Genomic DNA, 16,573 nt, shown 5'->3' on the forward strand with positions numbered 1-16,573 from the left:
TCAGGCTCCCGTACGGGCGTCGATCCGCATCAGCATATAGCGGGCGGCGGCGAGGATCAGGAAGGTGATGACGAAGAGGATCAGGCCGAGCGAAACCAGCGAGGAGGTGTAGAGGTCGCCGTCGGCCTCGGTGAATTCATTGGCGATGGTCGCCGAGATCGTCGTGCCCGGCGCGAACAGGGAGGCACTGATGCGATGTGCGTTGCCGATGACGAAAGTCACCGCCATGGTTTCGCCGAGTGCCCGGCCGAGGCCAAGCATGACGCCGCCCATGATACCGATGCGGGTATAGGGAATGACCACGCGCCGGGTCACTTCCCAGGTCGTGCAACCGATGCCATAGGCCGATTCCTTCAGCACCGCCGGCACCGTATCGAAGACGTCCTTGGTGATCGAGGTGATGAAGGGCAGCACCATGATGGCGAGGATCAGCGCCGAGGTCAGAAGGCCGATGCCGTAAGGAGGGCCGGCGAAAAGGCTGGATAGTCCCGGCACGCCGTGGAAGATGTTGATGATGAAGGGCTGTATCGTCGTCTGCAGGAACGGCGCGAACACGAACAGGCCCCAGATGCCGTAGATGATCGAAGGAATGCCGGCCAACAGCTCGACCGCTATGCCGATAGGACGCCTGAGCGGGCGCGGGCAGAGCTCGGTGAGAAAGATTGCAATGCCGATGCCGATCGGAACCGCGATCAGGATGGCAATGGCCGCCGTCACCAGCGTGCCGTAGATCGGCGCCAGTGCGCCAAATTTTTCCGTAACGGGATTCCAGCTCTCAGTCGTCAGGAAAGAAAAACCGAACGACGACAGCGCCTGCCATGAGCCGGCAAACAGCGAGATGGCGACACCGCCGAGGATGACCAGCACAAGAATTGCGGAAGCGCGGGTGAGTCCGCGGAATATGGCATCTGTGAGCGCGAAGCGCCGCACCGTAGCTTCCCTGGCCCGGGCTGCTGCAGATGATGGCACGGCATCGGAAGCGATGGTCATTGGGTCCTCGCGATTAAAGGCAACAGGGAGGGCGCCATCGACGCCCTCCCTGGAGGAGATTACATAGCCGAGTAGAGCGGCTTGCCGTCGTCGCCGACGACTTCCTTGGCCCACATGGCCTTGACGCTCTCAACCACCTTGTCGGGCATCGGAACGTAGTCCAGCTCGCCGGCCATCTCGTCGCCCTTGTCGTATGCCCAGGCGAAGAATTTGAGCGCTTCGCCGGTGGTCGCGGCATCATCCGGCTTCTTGTAGAGCAGGATCCACGTTGCCGCCGTCATCGGCCAGGACTCGGCGCCCGGCTCGTTGGCGAGGATGACGCCATAGCCCGGCTGCGAGCTCCAGTCGGCATTGGCCGCTGCCGCCGAGAACCCCGCCGCGGTGGGCTCGACCTTCTTGCCGTCCTTGTTGATCATATCGGTGTGGGTGAGCTTGTTCTGCTTGGCGTAGGCATATTCGACATAACCGATCGCGCCGCCGGTCTGGGAGACGTTGTTGGCAACGCCCTCATTGCCCTTGGCGCCGATGCCGACCGGCCATTCCACGGCCTTGTCGACGCCGACCTTTTCTTTCCAGACCGCGCTGACGTCGCCGAGGTAATAGGTGAAGTTGAACGTCGTGCCCGAGCCATCGGAACGGTGAACGACCGCGATCGCCTGCGAAGGCAGCTTGACGTCGGGATTGAGCTTCTTGATCGCTTCGTCATCCCAGCTCGTGATCTTGCCGAGGAAGATGTCGGCCAGCGTCGGGCCGTCGAGAACCAACTCGCCCGGCTTGATGCCTTCGAGATTGACGACGGGAACGATGCCGCCCATCACCATCGGGAACTGAGCCAGTCCGGTCGCTTCAAGCTCGTCGCCCTTGAGCGGCGCATCCGAAGCGCCGAAGGTAACGGTCTTGGCCTTGATCTGCTTGATGCCGCCGCCGGAACCGATCGACTGGTAGTTAAGGCCAACGCCGGTGTCTTTCTTGTAGGTGTCGGCCCACTTCGCATAGATCGGGTAGGGGAAGGTGGCGCCGGCGCCGGAGATGTCCGCGGCGAGCGCGGCGGACAGGGTGAGGGTGGTCGTCGCCGCAGCCATTGCAATCGCAACGGCCGCCGAGCGGATGAAATGTCTCATGTGGCCTGCTCCTGTTCGGAATATGGTCTCTCGGCGCCATTCCTCCGGCGCCCGCTGAGGCCAATAGCCCCCGATTATTACAGTCGCATGACAGTTTCATGTCGCTCCGGTAACGACGTCCAGCCGGGTTAAGAAGGAGCGGCCGCGGGCTTTTGTCGGCATGGGCCGCGGTTTGCCGCTGGAATCAGCAGCTTGCGTGAATTCCGGCCGGCATCGTCTGCTCGGCGATCGCAGCCACCGGCTTTAAAAGAAAAAAGCCGGACGGGAGCGCGTTGCATGCAGCCAGAACGTGTCATGGCCGCGCCATCGCCGAAACAGGTCCGTTGGGGTAAATCTGACCCTGTTTCTTGCCGGCGGTCGCTGCTCCCGCCCGTAACTGGAGGAGCGGAACTTCGAATATCCCATTGTCGCCACTGAGCGCGGCTTTGGTATGGTGCGATCGCACCATGGCCTTACGCTGGAAGCGTTGACGAATCGCAAGGTTCTAACTCGCGCTGGACCTCCATCCGCGCCCGACCCGGCGCTCGATCTTCGAGCAACGCCTTCCACTGGAAGTGCGACGACTCTACTTCACGGTATCTACTCCCTTCGCCCTATTCCGCCGGTTGTCGGTTAGGCCGAAGCAGCGTTATAAGCTTGCAGGGGTATTGCTGATGTCTCGACGGATTCTGCCTGTCTTCCTGTGCCTGGCGCTGCCTCTGGGAAGCGGCTGCGCGCGCAGCTATGACGGCACCGTCATCATTCCCAAGCCGCTCGATGTTCGCCGTTTCTGGGACAGGCCTTCGCCGCAGGCGCAAGCCGAACAGTCGCAACTGGAGACCGACGTCTTTCCAGTGGCGCCGCAACCGCCGAAAAGGCCGGCGGTGCGCAGGAGCGCGGCTTCCGTTGCAGCGCCTCGGAGGAGGGTCACCAACAACCCGCCCATGCTGTCGCCGGAGCCGACGAAGCCGCTAACTTGCAAGAATGTCAGCGAGCCCGGCAAACGGGCCCGCATGGTCTGCGAATAGCCAACCGTCCGTCGGTTGATGCGCACGGCTCCAGGCCTTGAAGCGGCTATCCGGCCAGCCGTCTCGGAACATCGCCCGCCTTGGTCAGTCCGCTGGGAAGAAGGCCGGCCCGACCACTCTCACCGGCCGCGCGCCGATCGCTCTTTCGATCGACTGATGCTGGGCAGCCCCCTGCACTTCGGCAGCCTGCGTTTTTGCCTCTGCCGGAGCGGCACCGGCGGTTTCGATCCCGGATTCAGGAATTTCCGCGACGACGCCAAGATCCGGCTTTGCCGTCGGCAACGGTATGATGGCGTTGGTCATGTTGGCCGGTGTCACGGTTCGTGCCCTGAGCTCGGCGACGCGCCGGTAATAGCGCTTGACGTCGCAGGCCTTGAAGTTCGCGTCGTCGCGGTACCGGAACGCGGCAGGTAGCTCCACATAGGGTTTTCCCGACTCGAGCGCGACCATCTCCTCGGTCTCGCGAGTGGCGTCGCTCAGCGTATAGAGGTCGACGCCGGCATCGTCGCAGATGTAGCGACACTGATCGACCGTTTCCCTCTGATCGTCGCTCTTGGCGAACTGCGATTTTGGCGCGGGGAAGAAATATCCGTCCGACAAGCGAACGCAAAACAGCATCCGATTGCCGCCAATTGTTGTGCCTGCGGACTGGGCCTTGGGTGCCGTGCGTTGCTGCGCCGGCTGTTTCTTGGCAGCGGGGGCGGCGCAGCCCAGCGCGACAAACCTGGCCTTCAGTCCGGACGTGTCCCTGCTCGAATTCGACAGTCTGGCGATCTGCCGTTGCACCTCCGCCTTGCTGCTGACCAGGTCGGCGCAGGGATTGAAGAAGAAGCCGGCGGTTTTCGCTGCGCATCTGCGTTGTCTCTCAAGCTTTTGAATCGCGGCGAGTTGCCGGCGCAGTTGGGCAAGCTCGGGGCTGGTCCCGCCGCTGCGCCCCGCCGAAAGCAATTGGCTCCTGATGGCACCGCAGCTATCCGCGTAGGAGAAGGATGTGCCGAGCGCAACGGCTATTGCCGACACCAGCATCAGAATCGTGAGGGGCCAGAAGCGTGTCATTGGAACGACCATTATCCTTGTTGCACCGAGAACAGGATTTCTTTGTCGACTATGGATAAGTACTAGCTAAATCAGTTTTTCCTAATTGAAGTAGATCAAACCGCCACCAGAGACTTTAGCTCTAGTGTATTAGATCCACTCGTGTAAATTCAATATTACATTTTTATTTCAAGATTGAGACGAACCGGCAGCAACGCCGGCGGACGCCCGCCACGGCGAAGTTTGATGCGCGCGGCGGGTTCGGCATCGCGATCAATCCGGCGTTACCGGCCGGCCGTCGCTGAAACCTTAGCCCTGGGATCGGCGTTGAGCGGCCAAAGGAGGAGACCGCAAATGTCGATCCACTTCACTGTCGCGGACCTGACCAGGAATCTGTTCCATTCACTTTGGTTGGACCATGAACGCGCACCGAGGCCACTCGACCACGAGCAGAGGCTTTTGCTGGAGTGCTATCTCGCCGGCCAGATACCGGAATCGGCTTGGAGCGACTATGTCTTCGAGGTGCCGGAACTGGCGCGACATGTCGAGGCGAGACGAAGGCGCCACTAAAGCGCATCGCGGTCGACCGGGCGTCATGCGACGCGCTTAGGTTCTTGTCTAATGCATGTCGTTGTCGCAAAACCGCTGCACGCTTTTGCGCGACATGCATTAGGTCCCGAAAAGTGGAATCCGGTTGTCGGAAAAGATCAAGGCGAAGCCTTCACTCGCGGTGCAGCCTGTTCTTGTTTGGGCGAGTTGAATTGCAGAGTGAACACCTTGCCCGGGATGCCTTCAGCCAGCGCCGGTGAAAAGCTCAACGGCAGGCAATGGTCCACGGCCGCGACCGCCGCGTCGACAAAAGCTTGGCGCGTCTTCTCCTCGCCGGCGACGCGGATGGCGGTCGGCTTGGGCCGGCCGATCAGCGTGCCATCGCGCCTGAAGCTGAAGCTCAGGGTGACGGTGGAATTCCCGGCATTCGCCGGAGGGGTCCAGCACGCCTGGATGGCAGCCCCGACCTCGGGCATGGTGTTGAGCGTCGCTGCATTCGATTGACCGGCTGCACCCGCCAGCATGGCGCCTGCAATCACCATCATTCCAGCAATGCTTTTCATGACAGGGCCTCTGTCCTTGAACCGCCATCGAGGACGGGACTACTTCGATGGTAGGGCCCACATCGGCGATGGCAAGATGCCGGCAACGCGCTTCATCAGCCATTCAGGCGTCGTGAAGCGCCGTCAGCCGCAAACTTCGGCAGGGCTGCAATAAGCAAAGGCCGGCGAGCAGCCGACCTTTGCTTTCCATCCGCGCCAGTACATCCGTGGTCGCAAGCTGGAGGTGGATACCAGTAGAAAGGGTTTCGGTTAACGAAACCTTAAGCTCCCCACATCGTGCAAACAGGGGAGAGTAAGAAAGAATTACCTCAGATCACTACCGGCTCCCGCAGAACGTGCGGACGATCGCCGGCCTGCACGTGCCTCAGGCGTTGGCCTGCGACCGCACATAGGCGATATAGCCGCGCACGTCGCTGGCCGGCTCGGCATAGGCCTTGCCGAGCTTCTTCTCGATCGCCGCCATATAGTCTTTTGCCCATTGGGGCAGCGCGTAGTCGATGACGGCGAGGAATTCGAGCGTCGCCGCCAGGCGGATGTCGGCGATCGACGGGTTCTTGCCGCCGATGAACGGCTTGCCGTTCCTGAAGAAGCTATGAAACACCTCCAGCGGCTCGGCTATCGCTTCTATAGCGGCCTTCTGGGCTTCCGACTTCTTGTCGGGATGAGCGTCGCTGTGGCCGACCTCGCCGGCATATTGCGGGAAATTCAGTACAGGATATGTGGCGCGCGCCACATAGGGGTAGAGCGTGCCGATCAGGTAGAACATGGCGCTGTCGATCATTGCCCGCTTGGCCGGCGCCTTGGGATATAATTTCTCCAGCCCGTGCTTGTTGGCGAGATACTGCATGATGGCGCAGCTTTCCCACAAGACACCTCTCGGCAGGCCCTTGTCCTCGATCATCGGCGTAAGATGGGCCGGGTTTCGCGCCATATATTCGGGCGAGCGCGTGAGGCCCCAAACGTCGGTTTCGGAATGATCGAGCCCGGCGGCGCGTGCAAACACCCGAACGCTCATATTGTTGACGCTGGGCTTCAGCATGCTGAGCGTGAGCGCCGGCTTTTTCGCCGGTTTCGCCTTGGCCTTCGGCGCCAGCTTCTTGGCGGAGACCTTGGCCGCCGGCTTTGCCACTTTCGCCGCTGACTTGCCGGCGGCTTTGGCCGCCGGCTTCGCTCCTGGCCTGGCTGCCTTGGCCGCGGGCTTCGTGGCACTCTTGGTTGCTGTCTTCGCCATTGTATCCTCCCTTTGTTCGGCGTGTCGTCAGTATGGATTTTTCGGTGCGCGATCCTCCGACAACGTCGTGCGCGAGCGCTCGACAAGCGCCTGGATCGCATCGGCAAGGTGCACTTCGGCGATGTTGTAGTCGCCGCGCGCGACGCGGATCTTGTGCGCCTGCATCAGCACGTCGGCATGGGTGAAGCCCGCCGGCGGTTCGAAACGGTAGGAGGCGAGTTCGATCAGCAGGCCGAGCGGATCCTCGAAATAGATCGAGTCCATGAAGCCGCGATCCTTGACGCCGCTGTGCTTGATGGCGCGCTCGTCGAGCCGGGCAACCGCCTGCAGAAAGGTGACGCGCGACACCGCGAAAGCGATATGATGGACGCAGCCCGTGTCGGTCGGCGTGCGCCGCTTGACCGGCGTGCGGCTTTCGTCGGTGAAGACGGTGATCAGCCGGCCGTCGCCCGGATCGAAATAGAGATGGCTTTCGCTTGCCTTATCGAGATTGGGCTGCTCGAAGATGAAAGGCATGCCAAGCACGCCCTCCCAGAAATCGATGGAAGTCTGGCGCCCGGCCCCGACCAGCGTGATGTGATGAACGCCTTGCGATTGCAGCTTTTGCATCTGACTCCTCCCGGCCACGCCGTCTTGCCGCCGAACGGAAGTTCGGATGCCCAGTCGCGCTTGGCATGTGACCGCGCCCGGCCTCGCTCGCCTGCGCTCCGCATTCCGCATCCTGCAGGAGTGCGGCCGGAGCTTTGATGAACGGATGCTAATTCAATCCGCGGCGTTGCGCCAGAAGCGCTGAGTTTCAAGAACTCCACGCAGGCGCCAAGAGCGGCACCGGGATCGCGGACGCCTTCGCCGAGCTCGCTGAAACGACCCGTCGCCGGCAGCTGTAGTGGTGCGGCGGCCCGCAGGTCGCTGGGTTTCCCGAGCGCCGGTTTGGCGACGGCAGGTCAAAGGGGCCCTCGTTGACGCATGCCGCGCCTGGTTCGGATTACGGGCATCCGCGGCCCTTAGACGAAAATCACATATTCTTCATCGGCACGTCGGGATCGACATGTCCCCCATCGGCAGTGATCTTCAGCCTTGAGAGGTAGTGCTCCCATCCCCTTCGGTGGCTGTCACGCTCCTTTGCGTTCGGCAGTCCGCTGTGCGTGAAGCGGATCAGTGTCCCCGCATCCCTCGCGATCAGGTCGATCTCGACATGACTGGAGCCGGGGGGCACGGTCTCGTTGTCTTCCCAGCCAAAACTGTAGGCAAGACGGTGGACCGGGATCACCTCGGTGAACTCACCGCGCGCCATATGGCGACCACCGACATTGACGAGGAACAGACCGCCCGGCGTTGCATCCAAATTCGCTTCGGTCCCGATCCATCGCACAATCTGGTCCGGATCCGTCAAAAGCGCGAACACGGTCGCTTGTGGCGCCGCGACCTCAATCTCTGTGTAAACCGATTCCGCCATCGCTCACTCCAGGTCACATCCGCAGCGAATACCTGCATGATTGAAGCGAATGTGGGGAGTTGCAAGAAGATGTTCGAGGCGTAAGCATAAGCCGGTGCCGAGTGACCTTCTACCCATGCTTCTCGCAAAGTCGCTTTCATTCCTTCTGGACGACGCCGCGCATATTGGCGACGGTGGGCGACTTCTATTGCAGCTCTCAACGCATTTGATTGAAGACGGCTTGCCGATCATCGCCGGCGCGCTGGCGCAGGATGCTCCCGACCCGATTATCTCACGCCGCATCTGGCTCTGGCGAGCGCCTGGGGGTGAAGTGGTCGAGGCTTTGGGGATAGGCGCCGACCGCCAGAATGCCGATCCCCGGCTCGTGCTGCGGGAGTGGCTTGGCACGACGCGGGCGATCGTGTTCGACGAGCGAGCGGGCGGTGTCGCACCGACTTTGGTGTGGGCGTTCGATCATACTCCGGATGAGGCGCAGTCAGAGCTGCTGCGGCAAATCTCCCGGTTTGCTGCGGCTCCGATGACCGCACTCGCAGAACGGTCCGCGAAACGCGCATTGCTCGAGGCATATTTGGGAAAGCGCAGTGCAGCACATGTGCTCAACGGTCATTCTCGTCGAGTAAAGGGAGAGACGATACGGGCTGCGCTTCTGTGCGCGGACCTTCGAGGTTTCACCGATCTATCCGAGGTTCATGATGCAGACGAGATCGTATTGGTACTTGATGCCTGGTTCGATTGCGTCGCCGGCGCGGTGCACGCATTTGGTGGTGAGGTTCTCAAGTTTATAGGTGATGGCGTCCTCGCGATTTTCCCGATTGGCGAGCGCGATGCAAATGCCGCATGTGACGCGGCGGTACGCGCCGTGAAGGCCACGCGCGCCGGGATAGATCATCTCAACCAAACTCGGCGCCGCAATGGCGGCCCTGAGCTCGGATATGGCATTGGCCTGCATGTCGGCGAGATACTCTGGGGGAATATCGGCACTGCCGGCAGGTTGGACTTCACCGCGATCGGCAAGGCTGTAAATCTTGTCAGCCGCATCGAAGGGCTGTGCAAGCCGTTGGGACGGACGGTGCTCGCGTCGACAGTGTTCGAGGCAGAAACTACCGAGCCGATGATCGCCATGGGCAGTCATCCGCTCGGAGGAATAGCAGGCGCGCAAACACTTTTCGGCTTGCCGGAATAGATCGAATGGTTGAGCCCGCCGTGGATGTGTCGTTCGCAGCATATCTTGGTATCGTGCGAAGCCATGACTGAGAGAAATTCGAACGGCAAAGAAGCTACGATACTGCAACTGGAGTATGGCGCGTTTAGAGCCCAGCCATGCGCGTCGCGCGCAGCTTTCGCTGGCCGGTGCTAAGGGCCTTCCCGGCATCCACCCTTCGAGGGAGAGGCGCCTTCGCCGAGTTCGCCAAAACGATCCGCCGCCGGCAGCTGTAGCTCAGGTCGGCTCCAGGCAGTGCCGACCAGCGTGATGGACGCCTTGTGATTGTAGTTTCTGTATCTGGCTCCTCCCCGCGTGGCATCGACTGCCCTGTTCAGCGCGACGTTCTGCGCGCCGCTAACGCTGTGCCTCAAGACCCACGATGCAATGCTAATGCAATCAGCTCCGCTTCACCAGAAGCGGCAATGAGCCAGACCCGCCGCGACCCAAGGCGATGGATCGGATTGATGGTTTGCCGAGAGCTTGGAGAGACTTGGTACGCCCAAGGGGAATCGAACCCCTGTTCCCGCCGTGAGAGGGCGCGACAAATAGGAAAGGACCGTTCGCCGTCGTTCGCAGAAGTTCATATTTATCAACGGAGTAATACTTGCCTGTCCGCCATTGTCCGCCGCTGCCCGTCGATGTATATTCGATGGATATTCGACGTATCCACGGGAAAGAGGCGATGGCACAGGTTCTGAAAGAGGCTGAGATCACTACTGCTAAGGCTAGGTCGCGATTGCCCATTGGGGAGCATGCCAGACGGCTGGATGCCGAGGCGCATCTTTATTACCGAAAAGGAGTCCGGGCGGGAGTTTGGTTTGTCCGCTGGCGAAACTGGGGGCCAGGTGCGAACTACAAGCAAGCGCCCATTGGGTCGGCGAATGACATCAACGACAAGTCAACTGAGGGCCTCCTTACGTTTATGCAAGCCGAGCGGGCCGCTCGTGAGCATGTTGAGAGAGCGAGGTCTGAGGCGAAAGCCGCAGCTGAGGGGCCGGTTGTCACGGTTCGGATGGCGGTAGATACCTACGTTGCCAGGCGCGATGCCCGGGATGAGGGGCGCAAGGGACGCAAAGGCCGTTCCGACGCGAACAGGCGTCTATCCCGGTATGTTCTGGGGCAAGAGAAGCGAGGCAAGCAAGTCGCAATTCCCGCCTCGCCGCTCGCTGACGTGGCGCTGCATGCTCTGAGCGACACCGACCTAACCAAATGGCGCTCGGGCCTACCCGCCGACATGAGAGCAACAACCGTGCGGCGGCTCGTGAACGATCTCCGGGCAGCGCTAAATGCCGCCTACGCTGCTAACCGCGCCCGACTGCCGGCCACTCTGCCGGGAACAATCAAACATGCCTTCGCCGCACCGGCTCACCACGATGACACTGACGATGGGGACGCCGTTGCCCGTGAGAGCCAAATCCTGTCAGATGCCGATATTGCGCGCCTGCTCCGGGCGGCGCGAGAAATCGACGCCGCAGACAGATGGGAGGGTGACTTGTTCCGGCTAGTCGTCCTGCTGGCAGCGACAGGCGCACGGTTTTCGCAGGTTGTCCGAATGAGGGTGGGCGACGTGCAGCGCGTCCAGGGTCGGGTGATGGTGCCCCTGTCCCGCAAGGGACGGGGGAGCAAGAGCGGCGCAGCACCCGTGCCCGTTGGGAGCGACGTGCTTGACGCACTGTTGCCTGCCTCGACGGGCCGACCGAATGACGAGCCGCTGCTCGAACGTTGGCGGCACAAGCAAGTTGGACCGGCAAAATGGGAGCGCACCGGTCGCGGTCCATGGCTTAACGTTTCCGAGTTGCGCCGACCATGGATTGCCTTGACGAACAAGGCGGCCCTGTCAGGCGTTATCCCCTATGCGCTGCGCCATTCGAGTATTGTTCGCGGCATCCGCGCAAATCTGCCGATCAGACTGGTTGCCGCCGTTCACGACACGAGCGCGCAGATGATCGAACGCCACTACGCGAAATGGATTGCGTCCGGCCTGGAAGAAATGGTTGCGAAAGCTATCGTGCCATTGGTTCCGGATGAACGAGGAAACGTTGTCAGCCTCACACGGCGCGGCTAGCCCTCCCCGATTCAATATGCGACATGAAGCGTGTCGCATATTGGGTGTTGGTGGCGCCAACCATCACTGGTGCACTGTTGGATACAGGCGGACGGCTGCGAACCGAACGCCCCAACGAGAGGATGCACCGATGATACTTGAGCCCAAACTCGCCTACACGATTGATGAGGCCGTAGCCGTTTCCGGCCTGGGCCGAACCTCACTTTATCTTGCCGCAAACGAGGGCCGGTTGACCTTTCGCAAACACGGCAAGCGGACCCTTATCCTGGCTGATGACCTGCGGAAATTCCTGGCGGGCCTGCCTACGGCTTCGACCAGCGCCGCCGCGTGACCACCATGGCTGAGGATATAATTTTCTGCGCGAAGACCGGACACCGGATCGTCGGCGACAACGTGATCCCGTTTCCTCGCCCAAACGCGAAGCCCGTTCCCGCTGAGGCGATGCAGGCAGCGGAAGCCCTCACGATCAAGCCTGCCCTGACGACAGGTCGAACCGTTGACGAGATTTGCGATGATTGCGCGAAGGCGGAGCTTGCCGCGATCCCGCAAATCTCGCCGGAAGACGATCCGATCTAGTCGCATGCGAATGAACGCTCAAGCGCCCTATTCTTTTTCCGACTGGCAAACAGGTAAGCATCCCAAAAAGGGCTGGGATTGCGCCGACGCGGTGGATGACGGCTGGTCGAAAGATCAGCTTGACGCCTTCATGCGCGCGACCGCAAGGCCATGGTCGCCACCGCAACAGAAACCGGCAGGCGAGCCCGCTGAGCGCGTCGAACCTGCCGCCGCTCCTTCGCAGCGCCCGAAGCCGGCATCGCCCGTGGCTGCGGCGCGCACAATCCGCCAAGATGCTGGCAAGGCTCTGATCCTTGATAGACGCGACCCATTGCCGTCCGCGCGCAAATTGTTGACGGCGTGCTATGCTGTAGCGGCTCTGCGCACTCTGCATCACCATCGCGGATCGTTCTACGAATGGAACGGATCGTGCTACCGGGAGGCCGATCATGACGCTATTCACGCTGCGATATGGGCATTTCTGGATCAGGCGCTATGCCACACACCAGAAAAGGAGCTTGGCCCTTTCCAGCCTAATCGCTCACGGGTTGGCGATGTGTTCGCGGCACTGTCGGCTGCATGCAATCTGCCGGCCAGTATCGAGACACCGGCTTGGTTGGCGTCTGGTGACATGCTTCCAGCGGGCGAACTGCTGGCCGTCGAAAATGGGCTGCTGCATCTGCCGACCGGAACGCTCCACGCGCCGACGCCTGCTTATTTCGGCCTGAACGCCGCCGATGTTTCGTTTGACCCGGACGCTCCAGAGCCGACCGAATGGCTGCGCTTCCTGGATCAAATATGGCCCGACGATCGCCAGTCCATCGAGACTCTGCAAGACCTGTTCGGCTATCTGCTTGCGCCCGATACGTCACAACAGAAAATAGCGCTCATCGTCGGGCCGAAGCGATCCGGCAAAGGCACAGTTGCACGTGTCCTCACTGGTTTGCTTGGCCACGGTAGCGTTGCGGCTCCAACATTGGCGAGCCTGGCGACGAATTTTGGCCTCGCACCGCTGATTGGGAAGCCGCTCGGCATCATAGGTGACGCTCGTCTCGGCTCGCGCGCGGATCAAGCCGCCATTGCAGAACGCCTGCTCTCAATCTCGGGCGAGGACAGTTTGACGATTGATCGCAAGTTCTTGCCGGCCTGGACTGGCAGGCTTCCGATCAGGTTCGTCATCATGACCAACGAACTGCCGCGTCTTGCCGATGCTTCGGGCGCGCTGGCCTCGCGGTTCGTCGTCCTGACGATGGAGAACTCGTTCTTCGGAAGGGAGGATCGCGGGCTTGGAAACAGGCTCCTGGGCGAGCTTCCCGGCATCCTCAATTGGGCGCGGGCCGGCTACATCAGACTTCGGCAACGCGGCTATTTCCTCCAGCCCGAGAGCGCGCGGGACGCGATAGACGAGCTTGAAGCGCTCGGCTCTCCTGTCGCGGCGTTCGTGAAACAGCGCTGCACCGTCGCACCCGGTCTGCAATGCCTGCCTGAACGCGTTTTCGAGGAATGGAAGGTTTGGTGCGAGGCAAATGGGAGGAAGGAAGCCGGAACCCTTCAATCGTTCGGGCGCGATCTGCGCGCTGTCGTATCGGGGCTAAAGGTAAGTCGACCGAGGGTCGAGGGTCAGCAAGTCAGGATTTACGAGGGTATCGACATCGCGGGCAGCAAAGCGATTGAACCGAAAGAGAGCATGGCTGATTGGTAGTTGAGACGCGCTGAGACGCGTCTCTGACCATTGCATGCGTGACTTTGGTATAGAGAGTTATAAAGTCGGGGATATAAATGAGTGTAGAGTGCAATGCGTTGAACCGCGTCTCAATGCGGCTCAGCGTGTAATTCTACTGCTCGACGCTGCATGAGCCGTTCAAGCGGCTATAGTGACCAAAGCCGCCAGCGATCTCATTTAGGGCTTTGCAAAGGCATTCGGCCTGGGCGGTCGCAAACTCGGCTCTGCGGCGTTGATCATCTGCTTGTTCGGCAAGGTAGTTCACGCATTCAATCGCCTCGTCAGGCGTCAGGCTTCCCTCGCAATGCGGATGGCCAAATGTCGCGAGTTGCGGACCAAGCTCTGGAACGCGGCATATCGTTTCGGCAATCGCAGAACATGGCGTTAGCGCCATCGCGCATAGCACGCCGATCCAGAACGACTTTGCCATAGAATATACCCCCCCGGATTCGGGCGCATCCTCTGCGCCAACTCGGTTTATGGCAAGGGCTGTCACGTCGCGCCGATCTCTGCCGGTACCTTGTGAGACTATGCCGATCACTGAGTGATGAGGCGAAAAAGTGCTAATTTGTGCAAGGCGGAAACTGCCAGCAACCATGCGCTGATACCCGTTGCCTTATGGCACTCACGCATCGTCAGCGGCGGTTCATTGAAGAGTATCTGGGGTCGGAAACCGCCACAGAAGCCGCGTTGCGCGCTGGGTATGCATCGTCTTCGGCGCATGCAATGGCATCTCGGCTCCTGGACGATCCTGAGATACTGGCTGCGATTGAGCAAGGACAGCAAAAGCGCCTTGATCGCGTCGGGGTCGATGCCGATTTCCTTCTCCGGCGGTTGCACGAGGAAGTCGAGGCCGATCTTGCAGACCTCTACGAGGAGGAGACGGGCAATCTTCTGCCGGTCCACGAATGGCCGGAAGTCTGGCGGCGTGGATTAGTTGCCGGTGTCGAGACTGAGGAATTGTTTGACGGTCGAGGTGAAGACCGGAAGCGGATCGGCGTAGCCAGAAAAGTTAAGCTCTCTGATCGCGTGCGCCGCCTGGAAGCGATTGGGCGGCACGTATCGGTCGCCGCATTCCGCGATACGCTGGAGGTTAAGGGCTTGGACGGCCTTGCCGATCGGCTTGCGCGCTTATCGCGCGCTCAAGCTGTCGATGTGGCGGCGACGACAGCGCCTCCTGCCAATCCCGTTCAAGCGCCAGAACCTACCCCAAAGCCGATGCCCGCGCCGCAGCCAGCAAGGCCAGCGACTTCGCCGACTGTCTCCGCCGATTGGGAAGCACCGAAGTCGCCGGCTTATCAACCGATCCTGCAATACCCGGAGCGGCAGGGCTTTGCTGACACAGACTACGACAACGCTGAGGACGGGTTTCTAAGCGCCCGCCGCAACACCTGAGAGAAAGGGAAAGCTATGGCTGACATAGCCACCAATATTGCGACTATCCAGGCGAAGGCCGCTGAGCTTGACACGCTGATCGGTCAGGTTCGCGCCGCCAAAGCCGTCATCGAAGCCTGTGAGGCCGCAATTAGGAAACAGCGGCTCGCTTCACCATCCCGCGCCTACCAAGAGCGCCTTGCGCTGGTGGCGTTGAACCAGATGGGCAAACCCTCGATCACTGGCGACAAGACCGTGACCGAACTCGCTGCATCGGCCTGGGCAGGAGTGGCATAGATGACCATCATCACGTCATCGCAAATCCTGGAGAAGATCGGCGCACTCGACATCCTTGTTGCTGATCTTGACGCCGAATTCGGCAAAGTTTCGACCGACGCCGTGGCCGGCGCACCCGAAGCTGGCAAGAAGGCCGCCGAGATAAACCAGCGCATCGAACGGTTGGCCGTCGATCGCCTGATACTCAATCGCGCATTGGCACGAGCGCAGCGGGCCGAAGCCGCCGCTCGCGAGGCCAAGGCGGAAGCTGAGCGCCGGAAACACTTCGACGCCGCGAAAGGCCATGCAAAGCGCCTCCTTGCCGCCACCAAGCGCATTGATGCGGCGGTTGCGCTAATAACCGCATCCTTGCCTGAGATCGCAGCCGAAGAACTGCTTATCCGGCAAAACCTGGGACGCGCGCAGGTCAATTTGTCGGTCGGACCCATGGGCCAGATGGGTCTCGCAGTAATGGCGATTGATAAGTTGATCCGCCTGGCTGATGGCCGTGCGCGGCTCTCCGGCCCGGGCAAGTCCGTGACAGAAATCGCGACTTCGGCATGGGTCATTTTGCTCGCAGCCGAAAACGAACAGGAGGCCGCGTGATGGCTGAAATGGACCCCGCCTACGTGCTTTTTCCTGGAGACGCGCCGTCAAAGCCTGCGCAGGCACCTGACTGGTATCAGGCCCAGCGCAGCGCCGCCGAACAGCGCCTTACTGGCACTCATGACAAGCCCGACGCTGCCGCTGCCGTGGTGTTCACAAGCGAGCGCAAGGCCGAAGCCCCGCCTCCTGCCGGTAAAGACGACGATGCCGCCGCGATACTCTTTCGGAATGACGCGCTGAAACCCGATGCCGCCATATCGGAAGCGCTGGCGGGCCGCATGGAGGGTTACGAGCTAGACGCGCGACTATCAGGCGAAGGTGAGCGAGCCGACGAATTGGCGTCCGCGATGTCGTCGCTCACAGCGGATTTCTCGAAGCACGGCACAAGCGAACATGACGTCAAGGACATGATGGAGCTACTCCATGATGGAAAAGCTCGCTTTGCACCTCCAACAGAAACCGAGGCGGGCGAGGCATACTCGCGCGGCATGGAAGTGCTGGCGAGTGAGTATGCGGACGAAGCCGCAATGCAGACTGATCTAGCAATTGCCAGACGCTTCGTTGCCGATCTTTCAACTGTGTCGCCAGGCGTGATTGAGACGCTCGAAGCATCCGGCATGGGCAGCGACCCACGAATGATCCGATTGGCAATTCGCGAAGCGAAGCGGAGGAATTACCGCTGATGCCACCTGTTGACGACCTCAAAGAGGGGCTTGGTGAGGCGGCTCTAAACTGGCCGCTTGATGACTACTTGGCCCACGTGAAACACATCGTATGGCTGCGCTCTACATTGCCAAAGCCGCCGCCAAAGCCTCAAC

General features: G+C 61.0%; 19 protein-coding genes. 11 read left to right on the top strand and 8 right to left on the bottom strand.

The window, feature by feature from the left end:
• Positions 1-990, bottom strand: a complete 990-nt coding sequence (gene pstC / locus NKH60_RS18630; protein ID WP_352831423.1) for a phosphate ABC transporter permease subunit PstC — start codon at positions 988-990, stop codon at positions 1-3.
• Between the two features lie 59 nt (positions 991-1,049).
• Positions 1,050-2,111 (bottom strand): phosphate ABC transporter substrate-binding protein PstS, encoded by a 1,062-nt coding sequence (gene pstS / locus NKH60_RS18635; protein ID WP_352685935.1) that lies wholly within the window; start codon positions 2,109-2,111, stop codon positions 1,050-1,052.
• Between the two features lie 653 nt (positions 2,112-2,764).
• Between pstS and NKH60_RS18640 the strand changes: the two genes are divergently transcribed.
• Positions 2,765-3,118: a hypothetical protein gene (locus NKH60_RS18640; protein ID WP_352831421.1), complete on the top strand. Its 354-nt coding sequence runs from the start codon at positions 2,765-2,767 to the stop codon at positions 3,116-3,118.
• Between the two features lie 84 nt (positions 3,119-3,202).
• On the opposite strand, the gene NKH60_RS18645 is transcribed toward NKH60_RS18640, so the two are convergent.
• Positions 3,203-4,174 carry a DUF2865 domain-containing protein gene (locus tag NKH60_RS18645; protein ID WP_352831419.1) on the bottom strand — a complete coding sequence of 324 codons (972 nt, stop codon included), beginning with the start codon at positions 4,172-4,174 and terminating at the stop codon, positions 3,203-3,205.
• Positions 4,175-4,507: 333 nt separating this feature from the next.
• On the opposite strand from NKH60_RS18645, the gene NKH60_RS18650 reads away from it, so the two are divergent.
• Positions 4,508-4,723, top strand: coding sequence for a hypothetical protein (locus NKH60_RS18650; protein WP_352768213.1), 216 nt, complete (start codon positions 4,508-4,510; stop codon positions 4,721-4,723).
• 137 nt (positions 4,724-4,860) lie between these two features.
• On the opposite strand, the gene tolA is transcribed toward NKH60_RS18650, so the two are convergent.
• The 4 genes from tolA to NKH60_RS18670 all read right to left on the bottom strand — a co-directional run bounded on the left by tolA (position 4,861) and on the right by NKH60_RS18670 (position 7,952).
• Positions 4,861-5,265, bottom strand: a complete 405-nt coding sequence (gene tolA, locus NKH60_RS18655; RefSeq protein WP_352471136.1) for a cell envelope integrity protein TolA — start codon at positions 5,263-5,265, stop codon at positions 4,861-4,863.
• A gap of 364 nt (positions 5,266-5,629) precedes the next feature.
• Positions 5,630-6,496, bottom strand: coding sequence for a glutathione S-transferase family protein (locus tag NKH60_RS18660; RefSeq protein WP_352831418.1), 867 nt, complete (start codon positions 6,494-6,496; stop codon positions 5,630-5,632).
• 27 nt (positions 6,497-6,523) lie between these two features.
• Positions 6,524-7,105 (bottom strand): VOC family protein, encoded by a 582-nt coding sequence (locus tag NKH60_RS18665; RefSeq protein WP_352540244.1) that lies wholly within the window; start codon positions 7,103-7,105, stop codon positions 6,524-6,526.
• A 406-nt stretch (positions 7,106-7,511) separates the two neighbouring features.
• Positions 7,512-7,952, bottom strand: coding sequence for an SRPBCC family protein (locus NKH60_RS18670; RefSeq protein ID WP_008873905.1), 441 nt, complete (start codon positions 7,950-7,952; stop codon positions 7,512-7,514).
• A 115-nt stretch (positions 7,953-8,067) separates the two neighbouring features.
• On the opposite strand from NKH60_RS18670, the gene NKH60_RS18675 reads away from it, so the two are divergent.
• The 5 genes from NKH60_RS18675 (at position 8,068) to NKH60_RS18695 (ending at position 13,478) form a co-directional block, all read left to right on the top strand.
• Positions 8,068-9,135, top strand: a complete 1,068-nt coding sequence (locus NKH60_RS18675) for an adenylate/guanylate cyclase domain-containing protein (RefSeq protein WP_352540245.1) — start codon at positions 8,068-8,070, stop codon at positions 9,133-9,135.
• A gap of 703 nt (positions 9,136-9,838) precedes the next feature.
• Entirely contained in the window at positions 9,839-11,221 is a 1,383-nt protein-coding gene (locus NKH60_RS18680; protein WP_352872888.1) for a site-specific integrase, read from the top strand.
• Between the two features lie 130 nt (positions 11,222-11,351).
• Positions 11,352-11,552, top strand: coding sequence for a helix-turn-helix domain-containing protein (locus NKH60_RS18685; protein WP_352872890.1), 201 nt, complete (start codon positions 11,352-11,354; stop codon positions 11,550-11,552).
• 5 nt (positions 11,553-11,557) lie between these two features.
• The gene (locus tag NKH60_RS18690; RefSeq protein ID WP_352872892.1) at positions 11,558-11,797 is read left to right on the top strand and encodes a hypothetical protein; all 240 of its coding nucleotides are present in this window, start codon (positions 11,558-11,560) and stop codon (positions 11,795-11,797) included.
• 4 nt (positions 11,798-11,801) lie between these two features.
• Positions 11,802-13,478 (top strand): DNA primase family protein, encoded by a 1,677-nt coding sequence (locus NKH60_RS18695; RefSeq protein ID WP_352872894.1) that lies wholly within the window; start codon positions 11,802-11,804, stop codon positions 13,476-13,478.
• A 133-nt stretch (positions 13,479-13,611) separates the two neighbouring features.
• Here NKH60_RS18695 and NKH60_RS18700 read toward each other — a convergent pair whose 3' ends face one another.
• Positions 13,612-13,929 carry a hypothetical protein gene (locus NKH60_RS18700; RefSeq protein WP_352872896.1) on the bottom strand — a complete coding sequence of 106 codons (318 nt, stop codon included), beginning with the start codon at positions 13,927-13,929 and terminating at the stop codon, positions 13,612-13,614.
• A 188-nt stretch (positions 13,930-14,117) separates the two neighbouring features.
• Between NKH60_RS18700 and NKH60_RS18705 the strand changes: the two genes are divergently transcribed.
• The 4 genes from NKH60_RS18705 to NKH60_RS18720 are packed head-to-tail and all read left to right on the top strand — an operon-like array spanning position 14,118 to position 16,438.
• Positions 14,118-14,894, top strand: a complete 777-nt coding sequence (locus NKH60_RS18705; protein WP_352872898.1) for a terminase small subunit — start codon at positions 14,118-14,120, stop codon at positions 14,892-14,894.
• 15 nt (positions 14,895-14,909) lie between these two features.
• Complete coding sequence (locus NKH60_RS18710) at positions 14,910-15,170, top strand: hypothetical protein (protein ID WP_352872900.1); 261 nt, start codon at positions 14,910-14,912, stop codon at positions 15,168-15,170.
• The gene (locus tag NKH60_RS18715; protein ID WP_352872902.1) at positions 15,171-15,755 is read left to right on the top strand and encodes a hypothetical protein; all 585 of its coding nucleotides are present in this window, start codon (positions 15,171-15,173) and stop codon (positions 15,753-15,755) included.
• Positions 15,755-16,438, top strand: a complete 684-nt coding sequence (locus NKH60_RS18720) for a hypothetical protein (protein ID WP_352872904.1) — start codon at positions 15,755-15,757, stop codon at positions 16,436-16,438. Before NKH60_RS18715 ends, NKH60_RS18720 begins: the two co-directional genes overlap by 1 nt.
• Positions 16,439-16,573: the final 135 nt, after the last annotated feature.

It is taken from the genome of Mesorhizobium sp. M1006 (genome assembly GCF_040318825.1).
GTDB lineage: Bacteria > Pseudomonadota > Alphaproteobacteria > Rhizobiales > Rhizobiaceae > Mesorhizobium.

Excerpts from the sequence above, each read along its gene's own strand:
- NKH60_RS18720 (WP_352872904.1), top strand. The coding sequence starts at position 15,755 with ATGGCTGAAATGGACCCCGCCTACGTGCTTTTTCCTGGAGACGCGCCG.
- NKH60_RS18660 (WP_352831418.1), bottom strand. The coding sequence starts at position 6,496 with ATGGCGAAGACAGCAACCAAGAGTGCCACGAAGCCCGCGGCCAAGGCA.
- NKH60_RS18675 (WP_352540245.1), top strand. The coding sequence starts at position 8,068 with ATGCTTCTCGCAAAGTCGCTTTCATTCCTTCTGGACGACGCCGCGCAT.
- NKH60_RS18700 (WP_352872896.1), bottom strand. The coding sequence starts at position 13,929 with ATGGCAAAGTCGTTCTGGATCGGCGTGCTATGCGCGATGGCGCTAACG.
- NKH60_RS18640 (WP_352831421.1), top strand. The coding sequence starts at position 2,765 with ATGTCTCGACGGATTCTGCCTGTCTTCCTGTGCCTGGCGCTGCCTCTG.
- NKH60_RS18670 (WP_008873905.1), bottom strand. The coding sequence starts at position 7,952 with ATGGCGGAATCGGTTTACACAGAGATTGAGGTCGCGGCGCCACAAGCG.
- pstS (WP_352685935.1), bottom strand. The coding sequence starts at position 2,111 with ATGAGACATTTCATCCGCTCGGCGGCCGTTGCGATTGCAATGGCTGCG.
- tolA (WP_352471136.1), bottom strand. The coding sequence starts at position 5,265 with ATGAAAAGCATTGCTGGAATGATGGTGATTGCAGGCGCCATGCTGGCG.
- NKH60_RS18665 (WP_352540244.1), bottom strand. The coding sequence starts at position 7,105 with ATGCAAAAGCTGCAATCGCAAGGCGTTCATCACATCACGCTGGTCGGG.
- NKH60_RS18650 (WP_352768213.1), top strand. The coding sequence starts at position 4,508 with ATGTCGATCCACTTCACTGTCGCGGACCTGACCAGGAATCTGTTCCAT.
- pstC (WP_352831423.1), bottom strand. The coding sequence starts at position 990 with ATGACCATCGCTTCCGATGCCGTGCCATCATCTGCAGCAGCCCGGGCC.
- NKH60_RS18710 (WP_352872900.1), top strand. The coding sequence starts at position 14,910 with ATGGCTGACATAGCCACCAATATTGCGACTATCCAGGCGAAGGCCGCT.
- NKH60_RS18715 (WP_352872902.1), top strand. The coding sequence starts at position 15,171 with ATGACCATCATCACGTCATCGCAAATCCTGGAGAAGATCGGCGCACTC.
- NKH60_RS18690 (WP_352872892.1), top strand. The coding sequence starts at position 11,558 with ATGGCTGAGGATATAATTTTCTGCGCGAAGACCGGACACCGGATCGTC.
- NKH60_RS18705 (WP_352872898.1), top strand. The coding sequence starts at position 14,118 with ATGGCACTCACGCATCGTCAGCGGCGGTTCATTGAAGAGTATCTGGGG.
- NKH60_RS18685 (WP_352872890.1), top strand. The coding sequence starts at position 11,352 with ATGATACTTGAGCCCAAACTCGCCTACACGATTGATGAGGCCGTAGCC.
- NKH60_RS18645 (WP_352831419.1), bottom strand. The coding sequence starts at position 4,174 with ATGACACGCTTCTGGCCCCTCACGATTCTGATGCTGGTGTCGGCAATA.
- NKH60_RS18695 (WP_352872894.1), top strand. The coding sequence starts at position 11,802 with ATGCGAATGAACGCTCAAGCGCCCTATTCTTTTTCCGACTGGCAAACA.
- NKH60_RS18680 (WP_352872888.1), top strand. The coding sequence starts at position 9,839 with ATGGCACAGGTTCTGAAAGAGGCTGAGATCACTACTGCTAAGGCTAGG.